Here is a 23594-nt window from a genome sequence, read left to right on the forward strand (position 1 = left end):
GATCCGGCGCAGGGGACCGTCAACGAGGGGACGCTACGGCAATGAGGACGAGCGCACGAGCACTTGGGGCCGCCTTGGCCTCCGGCCTGGTCGCATCGATGGCACTCGTCGGTGCGGGTGCCCCGGGCGCTGCGGGCCTCGGCGCCGCCGCGGCGGACGAGCCTGCAGCGGTCGTCCTCGCCGGCGGGTGCTGGACCTACACGCCCGACCTGTCGAGCGACCCGGCGGAGCCGTCCGGGCCTGCCGTCGAGGTCGGACCCCTCGACCTGACCGACGTGCCTATGCTCGACATCTCCACCTCGTTGGAACCGTGGTCACTCCCGCCTTCGGACCCGGCTGTGCCCCCGGTCGCCCCGGTGCTCACGACCGCCGGCGACACCGCGGTCGGCGGCACCCGCACCTTCACCCTCGACCTGGCCGGCGGTCCTGACCTCGGCGACGTTCCGACGCCCGTCACGGGGGTCTTCCACTTCTCCGTCAACGGGGAGGATATCGATCCGATCAAGGTCCCCTTCGGGCTCGGCCACGAGGACGAGGAGCTCCCCCTGGTCGAGGGCAGCTTCCCGATCGAGAAGACCGGCCCCCACTCGGTCGTGCTGCGCGGCGTCTTCTTCGACATGCCGCTCCTGCCTCGCCGGGTGGCCTGCAACGGCCAGACCGACGGCGTCCCCGGCGGCGTCAACCCCGCGACCACCCCGCTCGACACCAACCTCGCCTCCGGGTTCGACGCCGTCGCCGCGCCCAAGGCGTACGTCGCGGGCATCGAGGGCCAGTCCGGCCTTGCGGCGGCCCGCTCCGGCGACACTGTCCGGGTCTACGTCACCGGCCTGGCCTCCGGTGCCGAGGCGAGCCTCGCGCTCTGCGACGCCGCCGCGCTGTGCCTGCCGAAGGCCACGTTCCTCACGGAGCCGGACGGCTCCGGACTCGGCGAGGTCCGGGTGCCGCGCGACGTGGCGACCGGGCCGGGGACGCTGCGGGTGACTCAGGGCCTCCACTCGCTGGACCTCCCACTCACCCTGCTCGGCGCCCCGGCGCTCACCCTCACCGAGGAGACCGCGGACGACGAGGTCGAGGTCACCGTCGACGGCACCGGGTGGAACCCGGGCGCGCCCGTCGAGGTGCGCGGCTACCGCGGCCCTCGGCTCCTCGCCGGCAACGCCACCTCCGACCGCAGCGCACGGGTGCGGGCGGATGCGACCGGCTCGTTCCGTGCGACGTTCACCGTCACCGAGCGCGACACGAAGCGGATCGGTGCGGTGCAGGCGCGGCCCGGCCGCGCGCCGCTGCGTGCCGGTGCGGTCTTCGGCGGCGTGCCGCCCATCCCGCCGCCGACCGAGCCGCCGCCGGCCCCGCCGACCCCGCCGGTCCCGCCGCCGGCCGTCGTGACGCCGGCGCCGCCGGCCTCCATCGCGGCCCCGCCGGTCACCGAGCCGCCGCTCAGCATCCCGCCGCCCAGCGGCAAGGGCGTCAAGAAGTTCGATCCGCCGGCGGAGCCGGACCCGGCGCCCGCCGCGACGACCCTGGCCATCGGCCAGGTCTCGCTGGAGGGCAGCGTCTCCTTCGGCGAGCTCTTCGGCGCCGCGCCCGAGCGCACCCTCACCTTCACCGTGCAGAACCTCGGTGAGGTGGAGATCGTGGACCCCGAGGTGCGGCTCGTGGTCAGCAAGACCGACGACGTCGAGCCCGCGCCGGTCCAGGCCGGCATCGGCACGCTCGGGCCCGGTGAGCAGGCACAGGTCGAGATCCCGATCGCGCTGCCGACCGCCGCGTTCGGCACCTACCACGTGCGCGGCGGCGTCGGCGACGCCGAGCTGACCTCGTTCGACCTCGAGTGGAGCAGCTACCCCTGGGGGCTGTTCGTCCTCAACGCCCTCGGCCTGCTGCTGCTCGGGTGGGGCGTGCGCCGCCGCCTCGCCGCGCGGGGCGTCGAGCTCTCCGCGCTGCTTCCGGCCGCGATGCTGTCGCTGCCGGTCGGCGCGCGCCGTACGCCGGCCGCCGACGGGCCCCTCGGGGACGCGGTCGTCGACCTGGTCGCCCTGGAGAAGTGGTGGGACCTGCGTGACGGCGGTCAGCGGCCGCCGGCTCCACGGCCCCGCATCCTCGGCGGCACGCCCACCCCGCTGATGGCCGCCGTCCCGGCAGCGGCGCTGCCCGACGACGCTGCGGAGCTGAACGACTCCGTGGTCGACCTGGCCGCGGCCGCCGCGTGGTGGGAGCACCGCAGCAACGGTGAGCCGCAGCCGCGCCGGCGCCTGCTCACGGTGGGCGGCGAGCCCGTCTCCCGCGCGGTCGGGCCGGTCGCGGTCCTCGATCCCGAGGCCGAGGCGGCGGACGCCGCCATCGTCGATCTCGCGGCCGCCGACGCCTGGTGGTCCAGGCAGGAACAGCGTCGGAAGGGTTACGGTCGTCGTTAATATCCTATATTCTTCCGCTATGACCCGCCTCACGGATGGAGGAGCCCGCGTGAGCAGCTCGAGGACCAAGACCCCCTGGTGGCGCGATCGCTCGGCGGTGATCCGCACGACCGCAGTGGCGGCCTCCGCGTGCCTCGCGCTCGTCGGCTGCGGGGCCCTGATGCCCGGACAGAACTCCGGCGGCGGCCTCGCCGTGGCCGCCGGCCCCGGCCCCGGTGTCAGCAGCGACTCGGTCAAGGTGGTCTTCGTGGCCGTCGACCTCGACGCGGTCCAGGAGACGACCAACTTCATCACCGCCTCGGTGGGCGACCAGGAGGCGCAGGTCCAGGCCCTCGAGGACTGGGTCAACGACAACGGCGGCGTCGGCGGCAAGGAGCTGGACGCGGTCTTCCGCCTCTACGACGGGAAGAACGACTCCCCGGCGGCCGAGGAGCAGCTCTGCAACCAGATCACCCAGGACGACAAGGCGTTCGCCGTCGTGCTGACCGGCCAGTTCCAGTCCAACGCCCGCCCCTGCTACGCCCAGCGCGAGACGCTCATGCTCGACGCGACGCTGGTTGCGAACGACGCCGAGTACTACGAGGAGCTGTCGCCGTACCTGTGGACGCCGAGCTTCCCCGAGTACAACTCCTTCATCCGCGCCTACGTCGAGGTCAGCGAGAAGCAGGGCTTCTTCGAGGGCCAGAAGTCCGTCGGCGTGGTCGCCGCTGACTCCCCGGTCAACCGCCGCGCGGTGGAGGAGGTCGGCGTACCCCTGCTGGAGGAGGCTGGCCTCGACGTGCAGGTCGGATGGGTCGACCCCACCGACATGGGCACGCTGTACGCCGGCCAGGAGCAGGCGGCCGACACGTTCCGCAGCAAGGGCGTCGAGCGGGTCATGTTCTTCGGCGGCTCGCGCCTGGCCTCGATCTTCGCCAGCATCGCGGTCGGTCGCCAGTTCAAGCCGAAGTACTCGATCTCGAGCTTCGACAACCCCTCGTTCTTCATCAACAATCCCGTCCTGATCCCCGACGGGACGATGGACGGGATGATCGGCATCGGGTTCCACCCGCCGCAGGACGTCGCCGACGACCTGCTGCCCTTCCCGAACCCCGACAACCCCGCCGAGGTGGAGTGCGTCGAGGTCTACAAGGACGCCGGCATCACCTTCGAGACGCGCGAGAGCGCCCGCGTCGCGCTGCCCTACTGCGACGCCGCGCGCATGCTCAAGATCGGCGCGGACAACGCGACCGGCGACCTCAACGCCCAGACCTGGTCCGACGCGATGGAGGCCAATGGCGACGGCGTGCTGACCGCGGCCGGCTTCGGAGGTGCGCTCGACCGCGGCCGCGCGGGCGCCGGTGGCTACCGCGCCATGCGCTTCGACGACGAGTGCCAGTGCTTCGTCTACGACGGCGACGTGGAGTCCTTCGAATGACCGACGCCCCCGCGCTCTCCTGTGCCGGCATCCGCGCCTCCTATGGCCAGATGCAGGTGCTCTTCGACGCCGGGCTGGTCGTCGAGCAGGGCGAGATGGTCGCCCTGATGGGGCCCAACGGCGTCGGCAAGAGCACCTTGTTGAAGGTGATCGGCGGGCTGCTCAAGCCCGACGCCGGCACCGTGACGGTGGGCGGGGTGGACGTCACCCACGCCTCCACCCGCAAGCGGATCGACCTGGGGCTGTCCCAGGTGGTCGGCCAGTCGGCGTTCGGGTCGCTGACGGTCGTCGAGAACCTGACCATGCACGGCTTCGCCGCGACCGACCGGCGCTGGAACCTGGAGGCCGTCGAGGCGGCGCTGGCCGTGTTCCCCCGGCTCAACGCCCGCCGCAACCAGACGGCCTCGACGCTCTCCGGGGGCGAGCGCCAGATGCTCGCGCTCGCCAAGGCGATCGTCGTCGAGCCCAAGGTCCTCGTGATCGACGAGTTCTCCCTCGGCCTGGCCCCCGTCGTCGTGGGCGGACTGATGGACCTGCTGCGCCGGCTCAACGAGCGGGGCTCCGCCGTGCTGCTCGTGGAGCAGTCGGTCAACGTCGCCCTCTCGCTGGTCGACCGTGCCTACATGATGGAGAAGGGTGAGATCATCGCTGAGGAGCGTGCCGCCGACCTGGCGGCCAACCCCGACCGGATCCGCGAGCTGATGCTCGGTGGCCACGCGGCGGGTGCCCGATGAGCGCCGCCGGACAGGTGAGCGCCGAGCTCGGCGCCGCGATCACCCCGATGTTCTCCCTCACCGACTTCGACTTCGGGCTCGACCGGATCGTCCTCGGACTCTTCTCCGGCCTGACCTACGGGCTGCTCGCCATCGGCCTGGTGCTGGTCTACCGCTCCAGCCGGTTCGTGAACTTCGCCCACGGCTCCGTCGGCGCGTTCGGCGCGTCGGTGCTGGCACTGCTCGTCGTCGACTGGGGCGCGCCGTACTGGCTGTCGTTCCTGCTCGCGATCGCCGTCGCCGGCCTGCTCTCCGCGGGCATCGAGGTGCTCGTCGTACGCCGCCTGACCGGGCGACCGGCGCTGATCGGCATGATCGCCACCCTCGGGCTCTCGCAGTTCATCCTGATCATGTCGCTGGTCATCAACACCGACGGCATCAGCGGCTTCACCTTCCCGAGGCCGCCGTACCTGCCGACGTGGGAGGTCGACTCGCTGCCGATCGGCCCGCCGTACATCGCGATGTTCATCCTCGGTCCGCTGCTGCTGTGGGGCCTGGCCGCGTTCCTGCGCCGCCACCGCCTCGGCATGGCGGTGCGTGCGGCCGCCGACGACCCCGACGCCGCCCAGCTCGAAGGCATCCCGGCGCGCCGGATGGCCACGCTGGTGTGGGGCCTGGCCGGCGGCATCGCCGCGTTCTCGGCCATCCTGGTCACCCCGACGACCTCGGGTCAGGGCCTCGACGGGCTCGGCGCCGACCTGCTGCTCAAGGGTCTCGCCGGCGCCGTGATCGGGCGGATGACCTCGATCCCGATCGCCGTGGCCGCCTCGCTCGGTATCGGCGTCTTCGAGCAGCTGCTGCTCTCCAACCCCGACACCCGGTCGCTCGTCAACGTCGCCATCGGCCTGGTGATCGTGATCGCCCTGCTGCGCCAGCCGATCCTCGGCCGGGCCAGCAAGGAGCGCGGCGGCTGGCGCCGCGTCGTCGTGCCCCCGCTGCCCGAGGCCTACCGCAAGGTGCGCAGCATCGTGTGGCTGCCGCGGGTGCTGATGTGCATGGTCGCGATGGCGGTCTTCGGGCTGGCCTACGTCGTGTCCAACGAGACGGCGTCGATCCTGACCAGCGTCGCCGGCTACACGCTGGTCGGACTCAGCGTCGGTCTGGTGACCGGTGTGTCCGGACAGCTCTCCCTCGGCCAGTTCGCCTACGCCGGCATCGCCGCCGCTGCCTCGGCGCACGTGGTCGACGCGACCGGGAGCTTCGTGTTCGGCATCGCGGCCGGTGTCGCCTCCGCGGCGATCGCCTCGGTGCTCATCGGCATCCCGGCGATGCGGCTCAAGGGGCTCGCGCTCGCCGTGTCGACGCTCGCCTTCGCGCTGGCAACCACCTCGTGGCTGCTGCGCACCGACCTCTTCCTGGGCAACGGGCTGTCCCCGGCCAGCCCGACGGTCTTCGGCTACCCCGTGACCTACGCGGTCGACTACTACCTCTTCGCGCTGCTGATGCTCGCGATCGGCATCTGGTTCACCAACAACCTGCGCCACAGCGGCTTCGGTCGCAGCCTGCAGGCGCTGCGTGACAACGAGGAGGCCGGTCGTGCCTTCACGGTCCCGGCGCGGCTGCGCAAGTTCCAGCTGTACGCCGCCTCCGGCGTGGTCGCCGGGCTGGGCGGCGTGGTGATCGGACACGGCCAGACGTCGCTGACGGTCAACTCGTTCCCGGCCAGCGCCAGCATCGACGTGGTGGCGCTGACGGTCATCGGTGGCCTCACCCTGACCATCGGTCCGCTCATCGGCGCGCTGATCATCGTGGGCCTGCCCGCGATCGTCACGCTGTCGACCGTCGGCCAGGCGGCGCTCGCGATCAGCTGGCTGCTCGTCGTCATCCTGCTGCCCGACGGGCTGGGCGGGGTGCTGATCAACGTCCGCGACCGCATCTACGACGCGCTCGCCCGGCGTGCGGGCATCGACGTCGAGCTGGCCCGCCACGGGCCCGGCGAGCCGTCCACCTCCCCGCTCCAGGGGACGATGCGGCTCGAGGGCCTCGTCGAGCGTCCCGGGCCTGCCTCCGACGGTCCCGTCGACGGCCTGGCGCCGGTGCTCACCGTCGAAGGCCTGTCCAAGCGCTTCGGCGGCGTCGTCGCCGTCGACCACGCCGACTTCGAGGTCGCGCCGGGGGAGATCCTCGGTGTGATCGGACCGAACGGCGCGGGCAAGACCACCTGCTTCGAGATGGTCGCAGGCTTCACCCGCCCGGACACCGGCCGGGTGATCTACGACGGCATCGATGTCACCCGCGCGACTCCCGAGCAGCGCGCCACCCAGGGCCTGGTGCGGTCCTTCCAGGACGCCGCGCTCTTCCCGACGCTCACGGTGCGCGAGACCCTGATGATCGCCCAGGAGCGCACCGACCCGACCGGCCTGTGGACCGCCTCGATCGGTGTACGCACCGGCGAGCGGGCCAAGCGCGCCGCGGCCGAGGAGCTGATGGAGCGCACCGGCCTGACGCCGTACGCGAACCGGATGATCTCCGAGCTCTCGACCGGCACCCGCCGGGTGGTCGAGCTGACCGCTCTGCTGGCGCTGGAGCCGAAGGTGCTGCTGCTCGACGAGCCGTCCGCCGGCATCGCGCAGAGCGAGAGCGACGCGCTCGGCGACCTGCTGCTCAGCATCCGCCGCGAGCTCGGCACCACGATGGTCGTCATCGAGCACGACCTTCCCCTCCTCTCGCGACTGTGCGACCGCATGATCGCGATGAACCTCGGCCGGGTGGTGGCCACCGGCACCCCCGACGAGGTCCGCAACGACCCGGCGGTCGTCCGCTCCTACCTGGGCAGCGAGCAGGCCGCGATCCACCGTTCCGGCGCCCACACGGCACCGGTCCCGGTGGTCACCGATCCGGCCCTCACCCGGGCCCAGCCGGTGGCCCCATGACCTGGAACCTCCCCGCGCACGAACCCGTTCAGCCGCACCCGCTGTCCGCACCCCGATCGAGGAGCCTTACGTGAAGAGAATGCCGACGATGCTGGCCAAGCTGGCCGCAGGCGCCGCGGCGATGATGCTCGTCACCATCGTCAACGCCCCCCCGAGCTTCGCCGCACCGACACTGGAGGTCAGTCAGCTCGAGGGCCTGACCGACGGTCAGGTGCTGACCGTCAGCGGCGAGGGCTACGAGCCCGGCCTGTCCGAGATCGCGGTCGGGCAGTGCGTCGAGGGCTACTCGGGCCCGGGCGACTGCAACCTCCCGCTCGGCGCCACGTTCCGCACCGCGGACGCGAACGGCTCGATCGGTGAGTTCACCGTCACCGTCAACGAGAAGTTCGGCGACCACGACTGCACGGTCGTGCAGTGCTACTTCGCCTCCGGCCCGATCCCGGGCAAGGTCGACGAGGCGACCTACAAGGCGAACGTCGTCGAGCACAAGATCAGCTTCGGTGCGCCCGCCGCCACGGAGCCGGTCGAGGAGCCGGAGACGGCCCCCGCGGCCACCACGCCCACGACGCCCACCACCGGGAACGAGGCGCTGCCCAAGACCGGTGGCGGCGACTCCATGCCCGTCGTGCTGCTCTCCGGCTCCGCGCTGCTGCTCCTCGGCCTCGGCGTGATCGTGGCCTTCCCGGGCCGCGGCCGGACCGGGGTCGCGCAGTGACCGCCGCGTCGTGGCAGCGCCCGGTCGCGGCGTTCTTCGCGGCCACCGGCCTGGCGCTCGTCTCGCTGCCGGCGCTGGGGGGCCCGAGCGCCTCGGCGTCCCAGCCGACCGGCACGCCGGCGACCGGCACGGTCAACCTCACCTGCGAGATGCCGGACTTCAAGCGGTCCTTCGGCTACGTCGCCGAGGTCTCGGTCGCGGGCTACCGGGCCGAGGGGAGCGGCGACCTCGAGTTGATCGCGTCGTTCAGCGACCTGCCCGGTAAGGACAGCACCGGCAAGGAGTTGGTTCCGCTCGCGATCGACGTGGCGAAGGCGCCCTACAAGGGCGAGGTGCGGCTGACGGTGGCCGGCACGGCAGCGGCTCTCCAGGCGGGCGGGACCGTGGCGGTCAAGGGCGGCGAGCCGATCGCCGTCCCTGACGCGCGCGGCAAGCTGACCACCCCCGACGTCGACGCCGTCGCCGTCGCGATCACCGGCTTCGACTTCGAGGCCTCGGGTGTCGGCGGCACCTGCAAGGTCGACAGCGGCGGTGCGCTCAGCCCGCTCACGGCCCAGGACGGCGCGGCTCCGACGCCCAGCCCGACCCCGACTCCGACCCCGACTCCGACCCCGACCCCCACGCCGACGCCGACGCCGACGAAGGACCCGGGTGGTGTGAAGGGCAAGCCGGCCTCCGGCACCGTCGACTTCGACTGCCTGCTGGAGGAGTTCGACTCCGACTTCACGTACGCCGCGAAGATCAGCGTCGCGGGTGCACGGGCTGCCGAGGGTGACACCGAGGTCAAGCTGGCCGCGTCGATGAGCAAGATGCCCGGTATCGCGCCGGTGCCGATCGAGGGGGTCGGGATGCGGGTCGAGCTCGACCTGGAGGTCGACGGCGAGGCGACCACGCTGACGGGCGAGAACACCCTGACGCTGGCGAAGAACGAGGAGATCCCGATGCCCTCGATGGCCGGCACGGTCGAGACCGACGCGGTGGACGCGGAGGTCAAGGTCCTCGGCGCGGACATCGTGACCGACGAGGTCAGCGGCTTGACGATCACCATCGGGTGCACGGCGGCGAAGTCCCTGGGCAAGATGACGATCGGCGTCGGCGAGCTCGAGGAGCCGGAGGACCGCGACGACGGCGACGACGGCGGCGCGGGCGGCGGCACCACCACGACCACGTCGAGTTCCACGCTGCCGCAGACCGGCGGCGGCGACTCGCTGCCCGTCATGGCGCTGTGGGCGACGGGCCTGACCCTGCTGGGCGCGGCCGCGCTCCTGCTGGTGCCCGGCGTACGACGCAAGGTCGAGGGCTGAGTCCCGACCTGAAGACGGCTGGCGCGGGCCTGCGGGGGCATGCGTCGGCTCGGTGGCCCTGACGTTCCAGGCGTCGGGTCACCACGGGGCCGGGGTGGGGTCGGAGGACCCCCACCCCGGCCCTTCGGCATGCCAGGACAGGTTGAATCGAGAGTTCTGACGGTCGAGTCGAGGGTTCCGACCGGTTGAGTCGAGCGATCCGTACGCCGTGCCCTCACTAGAGCCGACTCGGTGCACACAAGGGCCGACTCGCGGAGTACGCCGAACGGCCCCGGCGGCGCGGGGTGCGCCGGCCGGGGCCGCTTCGGTGCTGCTCGTGGTGTTGCGGGTGGTGCAGTGTCAGCTGCCGGCGGGGGCGACGAGGTCGCGGTACGCCGGGTCGAAGGAGCGGCTCGGGGTGAAGCCCGAGTCGATCAGCTTCTGCACCGAGATGGGCTTGGTCGGGCCCTCGATCTCGTTGCGGTACTCCAGCGCGGGGAGGCCCTGCTGCGCGGAGAGGGTGTCGAACAGCGTCGCGTTGGTCGGGCCGACCTCCGCGTGGGTGAGGTTGTAGACGCCCACCAGGCGCTCCTCGAGGGCGTGGACGACGGCGTCCGCGCAGTCCTCGACGTAGAGGCGGTAGAGCAGCGCGTCGCCGGAGAACGGCACCGAGCCACCGAGGTAGTCGTGCGCCATCTTCACCTTGTCGGCGATCGGCGGGTCGCCCGCGCCGAAGATGTCGCCGCAGCGGAAGACCGAGACCCGGTCGCCCGCGGAGAGGTAGGCCTTCTCCATGAGCAGGAAGTTGGCCGGGCTCGGGTCGCCGGACTCGGTGGTCGGCGCGGTCTCGTCGACCACGTCGAGGTGGTTGGCCGCCGAGCCATAGACCGAGAGCGACGACAGCGCGACGAGGTACGGCGTACCTGGCGCCGACACGACGTTCTCCGCGGTGTCGACGAGGATCTCCTTGTAGGTCTTGGCGCGCCCCTCGGGGGTCATCGACTGCGCGGCCGACGGGCCGGCGCTGACGACGACGGCGTCGGCCTGGGCGACGGCGGCGTGCACGGCCTCGCGGTCGTTGCCGCGCAGGATGACGGCGTTGCCGAAGCGCTCGCTGAGCCCCTCGATCTTCGCCTCGGTCGTCGTGGTGACCGTGACCTCGTGGCCCAGGGCCTTGAGCCGGTCGGCGACTGCCGAGCCGACGAAGCCCGCCCCGATGATCAGGACCTTCATGCGGTTTCCTCCATCTGCTTGAAGCCGGCGCGGACCGCGACCAGCTCATCGACCCGCTCGGCCCCGAGGAACTTCTTGGACAGCTCGTTCATGGGGTCGAGGGTGTATCCGTAGGTGCGCACCTGGTGGTCGCGGGCGCGCAGCGCGGCACGCTCCTCGACCGGGGTCGCCACCGCGTCGCGCACCCAGCCGAGCCAGGTGTCGACACGCTCGTTGACCGTCGCGCGCAGGGTCTCCACGACGTCGGCGGTGCGCTCGGCGACGTAGGAGTGGGCGACGGGGGACAGGAAGGCGCGCATGTAGGTGCCGTGGCTGACCGACCAGGTGAACCGGTCGTCCCCGCGCAGCGCCAGGAACTTCTCGTTCTGCGGCTCGTAGTACGTCGCGAGGTAGTCCGGGTCGACCATCAGGTCGCGGCGGGCCACGAACTCGCTGTAGAAGAAGATCTGCGGGATCGTCCCGAACACGATGATCAGGTGCGGGACGTCGATCTGCGGGCCGAGCCACACCTGCAGGTTCATGTCGAGGATCGAGTTCTTGCGGTTGCCGATCCAGGAGTGCACCAGCCACTCCGCGGTCGGGCCGTCGTGCGACAGGTCGCCGGCGAAGGTGTGCATCGCTCCCTCGTAGCCGCCGTCCTCGGTGGACCAGTAGTCCAGCCCGGCGCTGGAGGGATGGGCCTGCACGGGGAGCTCGGCGACGATGCGGTCCTTCGCCTCGCTCAGGATCTGCCAGAACTGGGCCCACAGCTCGGAGCTGTCGACGTCCGGGGACTCGGCGAGGAACTCGTGGATGGTCTTGGTCTGCGCACTGCTTCCGCTCACACGCGGAGCCTATCTATATATGATCTATCTGACGAGAGGAACCGGGATGATCGTGGTGGTGAGCCAGGCCTGGACGAAGCCCGGCGAGGAGCACGCACAGGGCTACATCGCGCGCAACGAGGAGTTCGGGCGGTTCTTCCGCCACCATCCGGGCTTCCGCGGGCGACGGCTCGTGCGCGGCGTCGAGGACCCCACCCACTTCACCCACCTGCGCTGGTTCGACTGCGTCGAGAGCTACGAGGAGTGCACGCGCGCCGAGGGCTACGTCGAGCACACCGAGCTGATGTACGAGCACCTGCGCCCCTACGACTCCTACCCCCGCGAGTACCTCGAGGTGGTCACCGACGAGCCGGGCCCGGCATGAGCGTGTTCGTGCTGGTCCACGGCGCCTTCCGGGGCGGCTGGGCCTGGCAGCGGGTGCGTCCCCATCTCGTCGCCGCGGGGTACGACGTGCACGCGCCGAGCCTGCTCGGCACCGGCGAGCGGTCGTCGTACGCCGGGGAGGTGCGCGGCCTCGACAGCTGGGTCGACGACCTGGAGGCGCTGGTGGTGGCCGAGGACCTGCACGACGTCGTGCTGGTCGGGCACAGCCAGGGCGGCATCGTCACCACCGCCCTCGCGGCGCGGGTCCCCGAGCGGCTGCGCTGCCTGGTGCACCTCGACGCCGCGGTACCGCGGCCCGGCGAGCGGGCGGTCGACCTGCTCGGCCACGGCGGCCCCGACCCCGCGCGCGACCTCGTCGTCCCGCCGCGCCCGCTGGTCGCGGGCGGTGACCTCGACGAGGAGACCGCCGCCTGGATGAACGCGCGCCTGTGCGGCACGCCGGTCGCGCCGTCGCTGGACCCCGTGCCCGCGGTGCCGGCGGGGGTGCCGCAGGTCTTCGCCTTCTGCGCGGGCACGCCGGAGGGCTACCCCTCGCGGGTGACCCAGGCGCGCCGCGCGGCGGCGGGGGAGCGTGACGTGCTGCTCGACTGTGGTCATGACGCCCCGATGACGGCCCCGGCGCTGGTGGCGGAGCTGCTGCTGGCGGCGGCGGGCGCGCCCCGTGGCATACGTCAGACGTTTGCGGCGCCTGCGGACTAGGCTGCCGCCCATGGCAGACCGACCCGAGGGCAGCGCGAGCAGCGCCGGTCCGGCGTACCGCGTGCTCGCCGACACCCTGCGCGCCCAGATCCTCTCCGGGACGCTGAAGTCGGGCGACCGGCTGCCGGCCGAGCCCGAGCTCTGCGAGCTGTACGGCGTCTCGCGCAGCACCGTGCGCGAGGCGCTGCGCGCGCTGGCCACCGAGCAGCTGCTGATCACCCGGCGCGGGGTCGCGGGCGGGTCGTTCGTGGCGGCGCCGCAGCCCGGTGACATCGCCGGCCTGGTCCAGTCCAGCCTGGCGCTGCTCACCGACGCCGACTCGGTGTCGGTGGAGTCGCTGCTGGAGGTCCGCGAGATGCTCGAGGTGCCGGCCGCCGGCCTCGCCGCCGCGCGGCACACCGAGGAGCACCTCGGCCTGCTCGGCGAGACGCTGTTCGACCCCCGTGGCGGTGACCCGGACCTGATGTTCGGGGCCAACCGGGACTTCCACGTGGGGCTGCTGCGGGCGGCCTGCAACCCGGTCCTCGAGGCGGTCACCGCCCCCATCTTCGGGGTGGTCTACGAGCGCTTCGTGCGCCGGCAGGCCCCCGTCGAGTTCTGGGCCCGGGTCGACCACGACCACCGCGACATCCTCGACCGGGTCCGCGCCGGCGACGTCGCCGGCGCCGAGGAGGCCCAGCGTGCCCACCTCGGCGGGCTGCGCCCGACGTACGAGCGCATCGACCGCGAGCGCCGTCAAGATCGGAACAACGTTCCAAACTCTTGACGCCGAAACATCAGACATTTAAGGTCGGGAGCACAGACACCGACAATGGGATGGAGTGCGTCGTGGGCGTGCAGGCAGGCTGGCAGGGACGGTTCTTCGAGGACTTCGAGATCGGGGACATCTACCAGCACCCGCTGGGACGCACCGTCACCGAGGCCGACAACATCTCGTTCTCGCTGCTGACGATGAACACCAACCAGATGCACTTCAACAGCGAGTACGCCGCGAAGTCGGAGTTCGGCAAGCCGCTGGTCGTCTCCACGCTGACCGTCGCGATCGCGGTCGGCCAGAGCGTCACCGACCTGACCCAGAACGCGTTCGCCAACCTGGGCTGGGACGACATCAAGATGACCCACCCGGTCTTCGCCGGCGACACGCTCTACAGCGAGTCGGTCGTGCTGGAGAAGCGGGAGTCCGCGAGCCGCCCGCACGCCGGGATCGTGACCGTCAAGACTCGCACCCTGAACCAGACCGGCGACGAGGTCTGCTCCTTCAAGCGGATGTTCTACGTCTACAAGCGCGGCGCCGAGCAGCTGCAGGGGATCTTCCCCGAGGGCAAGAAGGCGCTCATCGACGGCACGCCGCTGGCCGAGGGCTGAGCGGATGCGGATCACCTACGCCCCCTGGGGCGAGACGCTGGCCGAGCTGGCCGACGCCGCGCGGCGCGCTGAGGAGGCCGGCGCCGAGGTGGTGTGGGTGCCCGAGCTGCACCGCTCCGCGACGCTGAGCGCCGCGGCCATCGCCCAGGCCACCAGCACCGCCCAGGTCGGCACCGCGATCGCGCTGGCGTTCACCCGCAGCCCGATGGTGACCGCCCTCGAGGCGCTCGACCTCGACGAGATCTCCGAGGGCCGCTTCATCCTCGGCCTCGGCACCGGCGTGCAGCGCCTCAACGAGGACTGGCACAACGCTCGCTGGGGCAAGCCGGTCGGGCACCTGCGCGAGACCGTGCGCAACGTGCGGCACTTCTGGGAGACCTGCACGACGGGCGAGCGGATCGACCTCGACGGCGAGTACGAGCCGATGCGGATCCGCGGCTACGAGCGCCCCTTCCCGGTGCTGCGCACCGACATCCCGATCTACCTGGCCGCGATGGGCCCGGCGATGACCCGTCTCGCCGGCCGGATCGCGGACGGCTGGATCAGCCACGAGCTGTGCTCGCCGTCCTACCTCGAGCAGCGGATCCTGCCCGAGATCGACGCCGGCCTGGCCGCGGTCGAGGGGCGCGAGCGCAGCGACATCGAGCTCGTCGTGTCCGCCTGCTGCTCGGTCGACCCCGACGCGTCGGCGGCCAAGCGCCGGGTCGCCGGGCTGGTCGGCTTCTACGCCAGCGTGCGCACCTACGCGGACTTCTTCGAGTTCCACGGCCTCGGCGAGCAGCAGCAGGGCGTCATCGAGGCGTTCCGCTCCGGCCAGGGCGCCGACTATCTCGCGGAGTCGGTCAGCGACGAGATGGTCGACGCGCTGACCCTCAACGGCGACCCGGACAAGGTCGCCGAGCAGATCGCGGCGTACGAGGGCAAGGCGGACGCCGTCAAGCTCAGCCCGCCGACCCACGGCATCGCGGCGGCCGAGACCCGCATCGCCCAGGACCGCATCATCGAGCTGATCAGCATGATCACAGGAGGCCGTCAGTGAAGCCGCTGCAGGACGTCCGCATCATCTCCCTCGAGCAGTACGGCGCCGGCCCGTTCGGCAGCGTGCACCTCGCCGACCTCGGCGCCGAGGTCATCAAGATCGAGGACCCCAGCGTCGGCGGCGACGTCGGGCGCTACGTGCCGCCGTACTTCGAGGAGGAGGACTCGCTCTTCTTCGAGACCTTCAACCGCAACAAGCAGTCGATCTCGCTGGACATCAAGACGCCTGCGGGGCGCGCGGTCTTCGAGGACCTGGTCCGCAACGCCGACGCCGTCTACTCCAACCTGCGCGGGGACGTGCCGGAGAAGATCGGCATCACCTACGACCAGCTCAAGCACCTCAACCCCGCCATCGTGTGCTGCTCCCTGACCGGGTTCGGCATGACCGGCCCGCGCAAGAAGGAGCCCGGCTACGACTACGTGCTCCAGGGGCTGGCCGGCTGGATGGAGCTGACCGGCGAGCCGGACGGCCCGCCCACCAAGTCGGGGCTGTCCCTCGTGGACTTCTCCGGCGGGTACGTCGCCGCGCTGTCCCTGCTCTCGGGCCTGCACGCCGCGCGCCGCGACGGCGTCGGCATGGACTGCGATGTCAGCCTTTACGACACCGCGATGTCGATGCTGACCTACCCGGCCACCTGGCACATGAACGCCGGCTACACCCCGAAGCGCATCAGCCACTCCGCGCACCCCTCGCTGGTGCCGTTCCAGGCCTTCGAGGCATCCGACGGTTGGTTCGTCGTGGGCTGCGCCAAGGAGAAGTTCTGGGTGCGTCTCGCCGAGGTCATCGGCCACCCCGAGTGGGCGACCCCCGACTCGAAGTTCGCGACCTTCTCGCTGCGCCAGCAGCACCAGGCCGAGCTGACCGGGCTGCTCGAGGACATCTTCAAGACCGAGACCGTGGACCACTGGCTCTCGCTGTGCTACCCCGCCTCGATCCCGTGCGGCCCGATCAACGACGTGGAGGCCGCCCTCAAGGAGCCGCACACGATCGCGCGCAACCTGATCGTGGAGACCGAGCACCCGCGCTACGGCACGGTGCGCCAGGTCGCCTCCCCGGTGCGGGTGGGCTCCGAGCTCCCGACGTACGTCCGGGCGCCGCAGCGCAACGAGCACTTCGACCAGGTCCTCACCGAGGTCGCGGGCTACGACCAGGAGAAGATCGCCGAGCTCAAGGCGGCCGGAGCGTTCGGCCCGGTCGCGCCCGAGGGCACGGTCTGATGCTCGCGCCGCAGCTCGCAGCCTGGGCGGTGGGGCCGCTCAGCCTCCCCGACGAGGTCACCCACGCCGCACTGCGGCACCTGCTCGACGGTGTCGGCAACGCCGTGGCCGGCGCGCGCGCCGGCGCCGCGCTGCCGGCGCTCACCGTGGCCACCGGTCTCGGGGGGCCGGCCGAGGCCACGATCCTCGGCTCCGCCACCCGCGTCTCCGCCCCCGCGGCGGGCCTGGCCAACGGCACCCTGGTGCACGCGCTGGACTTCGACGACACCCACGCCGGCGGCCTGGTGCACTCCACCGCCGTCGTGCTGCCCGCCGCGTTCGCGGTGGGGGAGCAGGTGGGCGCCAGCGGCCGCGAGGTCCTCGAGGCCGCGGTCGTCGGCTACGAGATCGCCTGCCGGGTGGCCGCCGCCGCCCCCAACGGCTTCCACGCCGGCGGCCTGCACGCCACGATGGTGGCCGGGGTCTTCTCCTCGGCCGCCGTCGCCGCGCGGCTGATGGGCCTGGACGCCGCCACCACCACCCACGCCCTCGGCATCGCCGGGAGCCAGGCCGGCGGCCTGCTCGCGTTCCTCGCCACCGGTGCCAGCACCAAGCAGCTGCACCCCGGCTTCGCCTCGCAGTCCGGCATCCTCGCGGCCCGGCTCGCGGCCGCCGGCGCCACCGGGCCCGAGAGCGTCTTCGACGGCCCGCACGGCGTGTACGACGCGCTGGCACCCGCCTCGGTCGCAGCCGGCACGGTCGACACCGGCGTGCTCCTGCGCGGCCTCGGCAGCGACGACCCCGCCGACTGGGAGACCACCCGGATCGGCATCAAGCCGTGGCCGACCTGCCAGCTCGCCCACGTCACCATGGCCGCGGCCCAGCTCGCCCTGGCCGAGGCGGGCGTCGACGCGGGCGAGGTCACCGCGATCCACGCGCAGGTGCACCCCGACTCCGCGACGGTGGTCTGCGCCCCGGACCGCGACCTGACCCGGCCCGCCAGTGCGTACGCCGCGAAGTTCTCGCTGCCCTGGAGCGTGGCCGCGCTGCTGATCGACGGCGCCGTCGGCGTCGACACCTACGCCGAGACCAACCTGTCCCGCAGCGAGATCAGTGAGCTGGCAGCCAAGGTCAGCTGGGAGATCACCGCCGGCGACGGCGTCGCGGCCGACGCCGCCGGGCACGTCGCGCTCACGCTGCGCGACGGTCGCACCGTCGTCGGGCGCCTGGACCGCAGCCCCGGCGGCGGCTCCAACCCGCTGTCCGACGCCGGGCTGTTCACCAAGTTCGCCGGCAATGTCGGCGAGCTCGCCGACGACCTGGCCAGCGCCGTACGCGCCCTGCCGGACTCCGGCGACCTCACCGTCCTGCTCACCCTGGCCGCCCGCGCGGCCGAGCACCCCGTCCCCGCCCCCTCTCCCCGCACGGAGGCCTCCGCATGACCCTGAACGCCATCAAGCCCGCCGAGTTCCCCTGGTTCCCCTATGAGGGGTTCACCTTCTGCCTCGGCCTGTCCGAGGGGGACGCGGCCTGGACCTCGGGCCACACCTCGGCGCGCCACGACCCCGCGGTCGGCAAGATGACCGTGTCGGGCTCGATGGAGGAGCAGTCGCGGATCGCCTACGAGAAGTGCCTGACCATCCTCGCCGGCGCCGGCTTCGGCCCCGAGGACGTCACCCGGGTCACCGAGAACGTCACCCTCGCCGGCCTGCCGGAGTACGAGACCACGGCCGCCGTACGCCGTGAGGTCTTCGGCGCCCACGAGCCGACGGTGCGCACCGTGGTCGTCGAGCGCCTGGTGCGCCGCGCCGCGTGGCTCGAGGTCGAGCTGCACGCGGTCAAGGGCGGCGGCGAGCAGCTCCGCGTGGCCAGCGAGGCCCGCGACGCCGGCACCTGGGTCGCCTCGCCGATCACCGAGGGCCACGACGGCACCGTCTACCTGCCCACGATGGTTCCGATCGACGCGTCCGGCGAGGTCGTGCACCCCGGCGACTTCGCCGCGCAGTACCGCTACTGCCTCGAGCAGGCCGGCGTGCTGCTCGAGCAGGTCGGCCTCAGCCTCGACCACGCGGTCACCACCTACGACTACTCCACCCCCGACACCCGTGCGGAGTACCGCAAGACCCACCGGGTCCGCAAGGAGCTGCTCGGCAACAACGAGGCGGGCGTCTACCCCGGCGCCGGCGGCATCCTGATGAGCCGCCTGCACAAGCCCGGCCAGCTGGTCGCCATCGACGTGACCGCCTCGCGGCACCCGCTCGAGCTGGTCAACCCCGGCTGGAGCCGCTACGACACGCTCACCTACGCCCCCGGCGTGAAGGCCGGTCGCACGCTGTTCATGTCCGGCTTCGCGGCCCTGGACATGGAGACCCAGGAGGCCCTGCACCCCGGTGACATCGGCGCCCAGGCGGAGGTCACCTTCGAGGCGATCCTGCACCTGCTCAAGCACGCCGGACTGGACGCCAGCAACCTGCTGGAGACCACCGAGTACTGCGTGGAGTCGGCGATCCCGGACTACCGCGCCGTCGCCGGGGTGCGCGAGCGGCTGCTGCAGTCGCCGTGGCCGGCCTCCACCGGCGCGATCTGCCAGGGCCTGCTGCGCCCCGAGTTCCTGCTCGAGGTCTTCCCGCTGGCGCTGTACCCCGCCGACCACCCGGCCGTCACCGGCGCTGTCCAGGGGGAGGCCAAGTGAGCCTGCTGACCGACGAGGTCCGCGCCCTCGAGGGCCGCACCAAGGTCTACACCGCCCCGGAGCCGTTCGGCGCCGCGTCCGGTCGCTACTTCGGTCTCGCGATCGGCGACGCGAACCCGCTCTACTCCGACCCCGCCTACGCCCGCGCCCAGGGCCTCGCCGGTGTCACCGCCCCGCTGACGCTGGTCTGCGAGACCAACCAGTACGCCGGCCTGCCGATGGACCACGAGGGCTACGCCGGGCACACCTGGGACCTCGACATCCCGAACAGCCGGCAGGTCCGCGGCGGCAACTCCTACACCTTCCACCGCCGCATCCGCCCCGAGGACGTCGTCACGGCGACCTGGCGGATCACCTCGGTGACCGAGAAGGTCACCGGCTCGGGCAACGCGATGCTGATCATCGGCTCGACCGCCACCTACACCAACCAGGACGACGAGCTGCTGGCCGAGAACGCGGAGACCATCATCTTCGTCTCGCTCGCGAGCAGCGGAGCGGAGAAGCAGGCATGAGCGACTTCCCCGAGACCTTCGTCGACACCTTCGTCGACCAGGCGAGCATCGCGGTCGGCGACGTCGTGGCGCCGCTGGAGCGCACGATCACCCTGACCGACATGGTCGCCTACGCCGGCGCCACCTGGGACTGGCACAAGCTGCACTACGACACGGCGTACGTCGCGGAGAAGGGCCTGCCCGGCCCGATCGTCGACGGCCAGGTCTACGGCGCCCTGCTGGTCGAGATGCTCCAGGACTGGCTCGGCCCGCAGTCCTTCGTGCACCAGCTGGACTTCACCTTCCGCAACCTGGTCTTCGCCGGGGAGCGGCTGCGCTGCACCGGCACCGTCACCGAGGTGGGTGCGGACCGGATCAGCGTCGAGATGAAGGTCGTCGTGGTGGCCGAGGACGGCTCCGACGGGCGGGCGGCGGCCGCGCCGGCGCGCGCCGTGGTGCTGCTCGGCACCCCCGACGGCCCGGGAGCCACTCGATGAGCACCGGGACCGGCGTCGCGATCGTCGGGGCCGCGGAGTGCGACCTCGGCGTCACCGGCTCCTCGATCCTGACCCTGCAGACCCAGGCGGTCACCCGCGCGCTCGCCGACGCGGGGCTGACCCTCGCCGACGTCGACGGCATCGCCACCAACGGCATCTCGCGGTTCTCCGCGACCCAGCTGGCCGACTACCTCGGGGTGGTGCCGACCTGGACGGACTCCACGTTCTCCGGCGGCAGCGCCTTCGAGATGTACCTCGCCCGCGCCACCCAGGCCATCCAGGCCGGGCAGGCCAGCGTCGTGGTGATCTCCTTCGCCTCCAACCAGCGCTCGGCCCGCTCGCGCAAGCTGGGCGGCGTCCACGAGCCGTGGATCCCCGAGGCGCAGTTCGAGGAGCCTTACGACATGCTCTACCCGCTGTCGTACTACGCCATGGCGGCGCAGAGCTACCTGCACCGCTACGGCGGCACCCGCGAGCAGCTCGCCGAGGTCGCGATCGCGGCGCGCGAGTGGGCGCTGCTGAACCCGAAGGCGTTCCGCTACGGCAAGGGCTCGCTCAGCGTCTCCGACGTCGTGGACTCCACGATGATCTCCTCGCCGCTGACCGCCGCCGACTGCTGTCTGGTGACCGACGGCGGGGGAGCGGTCGTGGTGACCTCGCTGGAGCGGGCCCGCGACCTGGCCAAGGCGCCGGTCGAGGTGCTCGGCTACGGCGAGCGCAGCACCAACACCTCCTTCACCGCGGTGGCCGACCTGTCTGTGCCCGGCGCCCGCGGTGCGGCGCAGGACGCCTACGCGCGGGCCGGCATCACCGCCGCCGACGTCGACGTCGTCGAGGTCTACGACTCCTTCACGATCACCGCGGCGCTCAGCATCGAGGCGCTCGGCTTCTGCGGGGAGGGCGAGGCGCTCGACCTGATCGCCGACGGCCGGATCCGTCCCGGCGGCGCGCTGCCGCTCAACACCAACGGCGGCGGGCTGTCCTACTGCCACCCCGGCCAGTACGGCGTCCTGCTCCTCGTCGAGGCGGTGCGCCAGCTGCGCGGCGAGTGCGGCGAGCGGCAGGTGCCGGGCGCCGAGATCGCCGTCGCCCACGGCACCGGCGGCATCCTGTCCACGCACGCGACCGTCGTCCTGGGGGTTGACCGATGAGCGAAGCGCGAGACCGCGGCGGCCTGCACACGGAAGGCAACGGTGAGGATGCGGTCGAGCTGCGAGCTCATCAGAAGGAAATCATGAGTACCGACTGGACCCCCGGCGAGGTTCCGCCCGCCGACGAGAACAGCGCGGCGTACTGGGACGCCACCCGCGAGCACCGGCTCACCGTGCAGTCGTGCACGGCCTGCGGCGCGGTCCAGCACCCGCCGAAGGCGCTGTGCACCGGGTGCGGCTCGATGGCGCACCTGACCCAGGTCGACGCGGCCGGCACCGGCACCGTCGACACCTTCACCGTCGTGCACCGGGCCCCGCGCCCGGAGCTGAGCGCGCCGTACACCGTCGCCCGGGTGCGCCTGGCCGAGGGACCGGTCGTGCTGACGCGCCTCGAGCCGGCGGTGCCCGGCGAGGCCGGCTGGCGCATCGGCGACCCGGTCACCGTCGCCTGGGTCGACCTCCCCGACGGTCGCGCACTGCCGTACTACACCCCCGACACCACCACCAAGGAGCACTGATGGACTTCCAGCTCGACGAGGACCAGCGCGAGTTCAAGGCGCTGCTGCGCCAGTTCGTCGACAAGGAGATCGTCCCGGTCGCCCGTGAGTGGGAGCAGGCCGGGCGCTACCCGACCGAGATCGTCGAGGGCATGAAGGACATGGGCCTGTTCGGCATCACGGTGCCGGAGGAGTACGGCGGCCTCGACCTCGACCCGGTCGCCTTCGCGCTGGTCTTCGAGGAGATCGCCCGCGGCTGGATGGGCATCGCCGGGATCCTCGGCAGCCACTCCTTGGCCTGCCGGCTGATCTCGATGCACGGCACCGAGGAGCAGAAGCAGAAGTACCTGCCCGACCTCGCCACCGGCAAGCGCCGCACCGGCATCGGCCTCACCGAGCCCGACGCCGGCACCGACCTCCAGGGCATCCGCACCACCGCGCGCCTGGAGGGCGACCACTACGTCGTCAACGGCGCCAAGATGTGGATCACCAACGCCCGCTACGCCGACCCGCTGCCGGTGCTGGTGAAGACCGACCCGACCGCGTCGCCGGCCCACAAGGGCATGAGCGTGCTGCTCATCGAGGCCGGCACCCCCGGCTTCGAGGTCACCAAGGACATCCCGAAGCTCGGCTACAAGGGCACCGAGTCCTGCGAGATCCTGCTCGACAACGTCAAGGTGCCGGTCTCCCAGCTCGTCGGCGGCGTCGAGGGCCGCGGCATGCAGCAGGTGCTCTCGGCGCTGGAGTGGGGCCGGGTCAACATCGCGGCCCGCTCGGTCGGCATCGCCCAGCGCGCCCACGACGAGGCGCTCGCCTACGCCCAGGAGCGCAAGGCGTTCGGCCAGCCGATCTCCGACTTCCAGGCGATCCAGCTCAAGCTCGGCGAGCTCGGCACCCAGGTCCAGGCCGCCCGCCTGATGGCCTACTGGGCCGCCGACGCGGTGCGCTCCGGTCGCGCCGACGGCGCCACCGGCATGGCGAAGATCTTCTGCTCCGAGGTCGCGCTCCAGGCCGCGATCGACTCGATGAAGGTGCACGGTGGCTACGGCTACTCCACCGAGTTCGAGGTCGAGCGGCTCTACCGCGACTCGATCCTGATGAGCATCGGCGAGGGCACCAACGACATCCTGCGCACCGTCGTGGCGAAGTCGCTGATCAAGAAGGAGACGATCGTTGGCTGAGCAGACTCCTGGGCAGACTCCTGGGCAGACTCCTGTGTCGACCGCCCCGCTGGCCCGCTCGGCGCTCTACGTCCCCGGCGACGCGCCCGACAAGCTGCGCAAGGCCCTCGACCGCGGCGCCGACGAGCTGATCGTCGACCTCGAGGACGCCGTCCTGCCGGCCAACAAGCCGCTCGCCCGCGACCTCGTCGCCACCTGGCTCGACTCGCTGCCCGAGACCGACGTCCGGGTCTGGGTGCGGATCAACCCGGGGCCCGAGCGCGAGCTCGACGTGCGGGCCGTGGCCGGGTGCGCCGGGCTGGCCGGCCTCGCGGTCGCCAAGACCGAGTCCGCCCAGGAGCTCGTCGAGCTCGACGCGCTGCTCACCTCGCTGGGCTCCGACGTCCGGGTGGTGCCGCTGCTGGAGAGCGCCCACGCGATCCTCTCCGCCCGCGAGATCGCGGCCGCGCCGCGGGTTCAGCGCATCCAGATCGGCGAGGCCGACCTCTCCGCCGACGTCGGCATCAGCGCCGGTCCCGACGAGCGCGAGCTGCTCTTCGCCCGCAGCCAGGTCGTCTTCGCCTCGGCCGCGGCGGGGATCGCGCCGCCGATCGCCCCGGTCTCGGTGGAGTTCCGCGACCTCGACGCCTTCCGGGCCTCGACCGAGGCCGCGGCCCGGCTCGGGTTCGTCGGGCGCGCCTGCATCCACCCGGCGCAGGTGGCGGTGGCCAACGAGGTCTTCACCCCGAGCGCCGAGCAGGTCGAGAAGGCCACCGCGCTGCTGGCCCGCTTCGACGGCGCCGACGCGGTCGGGGTCGACGCCGACGGCCGCTTCGTCGACGAGGCCGTGCTGCGCCAGGCCCGCATGGTGCTGGCCCGCGTGCGCTGAGC

At 72.1% G+C, this 23594-nt stretch carries 22 protein-coding genes; 20 read left to right on the forward strand and 2 right to left on the reverse strand.

The window, feature by feature from the left end:
• Positions 1-98: 98 nt before the first annotated feature.
• From HBO46_RS04810 to HBO46_RS04835, 6 genes are all read left to right on the forward strand, one after another.
• Positions 99-2414, forward strand: a complete 2316-nt coding sequence (locus tag HBO46_RS04810; protein WP_166140116.1) for a hypothetical protein — start codon at positions 99-101, stop codon at positions 2412-2414.
• A gap of 49 nt (positions 2415-2463) precedes the next feature.
• The gene (locus HBO46_RS04815) at positions 2464-3831 is read left to right on the forward strand and encodes an ABC transporter substrate-binding protein (protein ID WP_166140115.1); all 1368 of its coding nucleotides are present in this window, start codon (positions 2464-2466) and stop codon (positions 3829-3831) included.
• Positions 3828-4565: an ABC transporter ATP-binding protein gene (locus HBO46_RS04820; protein ID WP_166140114.1), complete on the forward strand. Its 738-nt coding sequence runs from the start codon at positions 3828-3830 to the stop codon at positions 4563-4565. Before HBO46_RS04815 ends, HBO46_RS04820 begins: the two co-directional genes overlap by 4 nt.
• Positions 4562-7477, forward strand: coding sequence for a branched-chain amino acid ABC transporter permease/ATP-binding protein (locus tag HBO46_RS04825; protein ID WP_166140113.1), 2916 nt, complete (start codon positions 4562-4564; stop codon positions 7475-7477). Before HBO46_RS04820 ends, HBO46_RS04825 begins: the two co-directional genes overlap by 4 nt.
• Positions 7478-7556: 79 nt before the next feature.
• Positions 7557-8192, forward strand: a complete 636-nt coding sequence (locus HBO46_RS04830) for a neocarzinostatin apoprotein domain-containing protein (protein ID WP_224769485.1) — start codon at positions 7557-7559, stop codon at positions 8190-8192.
• Positions 8189-9496, forward strand: a complete 1308-nt coding sequence (locus tag HBO46_RS04835; RefSeq protein ID WP_166139962.1) for a hypothetical protein — start codon at positions 8189-8191, stop codon at positions 9494-9496. The genes HBO46_RS04830 and HBO46_RS04835 overlap by 4 nt, the downstream gene beginning before the upstream one ends.
• A 339-nt stretch (positions 9497-9835) precedes the next feature.
• Here HBO46_RS04835 and HBO46_RS04840 read toward each other — a convergent pair whose 3' ends face one another.
• Together HBO46_RS04840 and HBO46_RS04845 are read right to left on the reverse strand one after the other, a co-directional pair.
• Positions 9836-10708 carry an NAD-dependent epimerase/dehydratase family protein gene (locus tag HBO46_RS04840; protein WP_166140111.1) on the reverse strand — a complete coding sequence of 291 codons (873 nt, stop codon included), beginning with the start codon at positions 10706-10708 and terminating at the stop codon, positions 9836-9838.
• Positions 10705-11532 (reverse strand): hypothetical protein, encoded by an 828-nt coding sequence (locus HBO46_RS04845; protein WP_166140110.1) that lies wholly within the window; start codon positions 11530-11532, stop codon positions 10705-10707. Before HBO46_RS04845 ends, HBO46_RS04840 begins: the two co-directional genes overlap by 4 nt.
• Positions 11533-11551: 19 nt before the next feature.
• Between HBO46_RS04845 and HBO46_RS04850 the strand changes: the two genes are divergently transcribed.
• The 14 genes from HBO46_RS04850 (at position 11552) to HBO46_RS04915 (ending at position 23592) form a co-directional block, all read left to right on the forward strand.
• Positions 11552-11896, forward strand: a complete 345-nt coding sequence (locus HBO46_RS04850) for an antibiotic biosynthesis monooxygenase family protein (protein WP_166140109.1) — start codon at positions 11552-11554, stop codon at positions 11894-11896.
• A complete protein-coding gene (locus HBO46_RS04855) occupies positions 11893-12615 on the forward strand; it encodes an alpha/beta fold hydrolase (protein WP_166140108.1) in 723 nt (240 codons plus the stop codon). The genes HBO46_RS04850 and HBO46_RS04855 overlap by 4 nt, the downstream gene beginning before the upstream one ends.
• 10 nt (positions 12616-12625) lie before the next feature.
• Positions 12626-13381, forward strand: a complete 756-nt coding sequence (locus HBO46_RS04860) for a FadR/GntR family transcriptional regulator (protein WP_166140107.1) — start codon at positions 12626-12628, stop codon at positions 13379-13381.
• 62 nt (positions 13382-13443) lie between these two features.
• Entirely contained in the window at positions 13444-13980 is a 537-nt protein-coding gene (locus HBO46_RS04865) for a MaoC family dehydratase (RefSeq protein WP_166140106.1), read from the forward strand.
• A 4-nt stretch (positions 13981-13984) separates the two neighbouring features.
• The gene (locus HBO46_RS04870) at positions 13985-15019 is read left to right on the forward strand and encodes an LLM class flavin-dependent oxidoreductase (RefSeq protein WP_166140105.1); all 1035 of its coding nucleotides are present in this window, start codon (positions 13985-13987) and stop codon (positions 15017-15019) included.
• Positions 15016-16236 (forward strand): CaiB/BaiF CoA transferase family protein, encoded by a 1221-nt coding sequence (locus HBO46_RS04875; RefSeq protein WP_166140104.1) that lies wholly within the window; start codon positions 15016-15018, stop codon positions 16234-16236. The genes HBO46_RS04870 and HBO46_RS04875 overlap by 4 nt, the downstream gene beginning before the upstream one ends.
• Positions 16236-17657 carry an MmgE/PrpD family protein gene (locus HBO46_RS04880; protein WP_166140103.1) on the forward strand — a complete coding sequence of 474 codons (1422 nt, stop codon included), beginning with the start codon at positions 16236-16238 and terminating at the stop codon, positions 17655-17657. Before HBO46_RS04875 ends, HBO46_RS04880 begins: the two co-directional genes overlap by 1 nt.
• Entirely contained in the window at positions 17654-18907 is a 1254-nt protein-coding gene (locus HBO46_RS04885) for a RidA family protein (protein ID WP_166140102.1), read from the forward strand. Before HBO46_RS04880 ends, HBO46_RS04885 begins: the two co-directional genes overlap by 4 nt.
• Positions 18904-19419 carry an FAS1-like dehydratase domain-containing protein gene (locus tag HBO46_RS04890; protein WP_166140101.1) on the forward strand — a complete coding sequence of 172 codons (516 nt, stop codon included), beginning with the start codon at positions 18904-18906 and terminating at the stop codon, positions 19417-19419. The genes HBO46_RS04885 and HBO46_RS04890 overlap by 4 nt, the downstream gene beginning before the upstream one ends.
• A complete protein-coding gene (locus HBO46_RS04895; protein WP_166140100.1) occupies positions 19416-19895 on the forward strand; it encodes a MaoC family dehydratase in 480 nt (159 codons plus the stop codon). Before HBO46_RS04890 ends, HBO46_RS04895 begins: the two co-directional genes overlap by 4 nt.
• Positions 19892-21046: an acetyl-CoA acetyltransferase gene (locus HBO46_RS04900; protein WP_166140099.1), complete on the forward strand. Its 1155-nt coding sequence runs from the start codon at positions 19892-19894 to the stop codon at positions 21044-21046. The genes HBO46_RS04895 and HBO46_RS04900 overlap by 4 nt, the downstream gene beginning before the upstream one ends.
• A gap of 83 nt (positions 21047-21129) precedes the next feature.
• Positions 21130-21564 carry a Zn-ribbon domain-containing OB-fold protein gene (locus HBO46_RS04905; RefSeq protein ID WP_166140098.1) on the forward strand — a complete coding sequence of 145 codons (435 nt, stop codon included), beginning with the start codon at positions 21130-21132 and terminating at the stop codon, positions 21562-21564.
• Entirely contained in the window at positions 21564-22724 is a 1161-nt protein-coding gene (locus tag HBO46_RS04910) for an acyl-CoA dehydrogenase family protein (RefSeq protein ID WP_166140097.1), read from the forward strand. Before HBO46_RS04905 ends, HBO46_RS04910 begins: the two co-directional genes overlap by 1 nt.
• Before the next feature lie 34 nt (positions 22725-22758).
• On the forward strand, positions 22759-23592 hold the full coding sequence (locus HBO46_RS04915; RefSeq protein ID WP_224769377.1) for an HpcH/HpaI aldolase/citrate lyase family protein: 834 nt from the start codon (positions 22759-22761) through the stop codon (positions 23590-23592).
• Positions 23593-23594: the final 2 nt, after the last annotated feature.

The organism is Nocardioides ochotonae, assembly GCF_011420305.2.
GTDB lineage: Bacteria > Actinomycetota > Actinomycetes > Propionibacteriales > Nocardioidaceae > Nocardioides > Nocardioides ochotonae.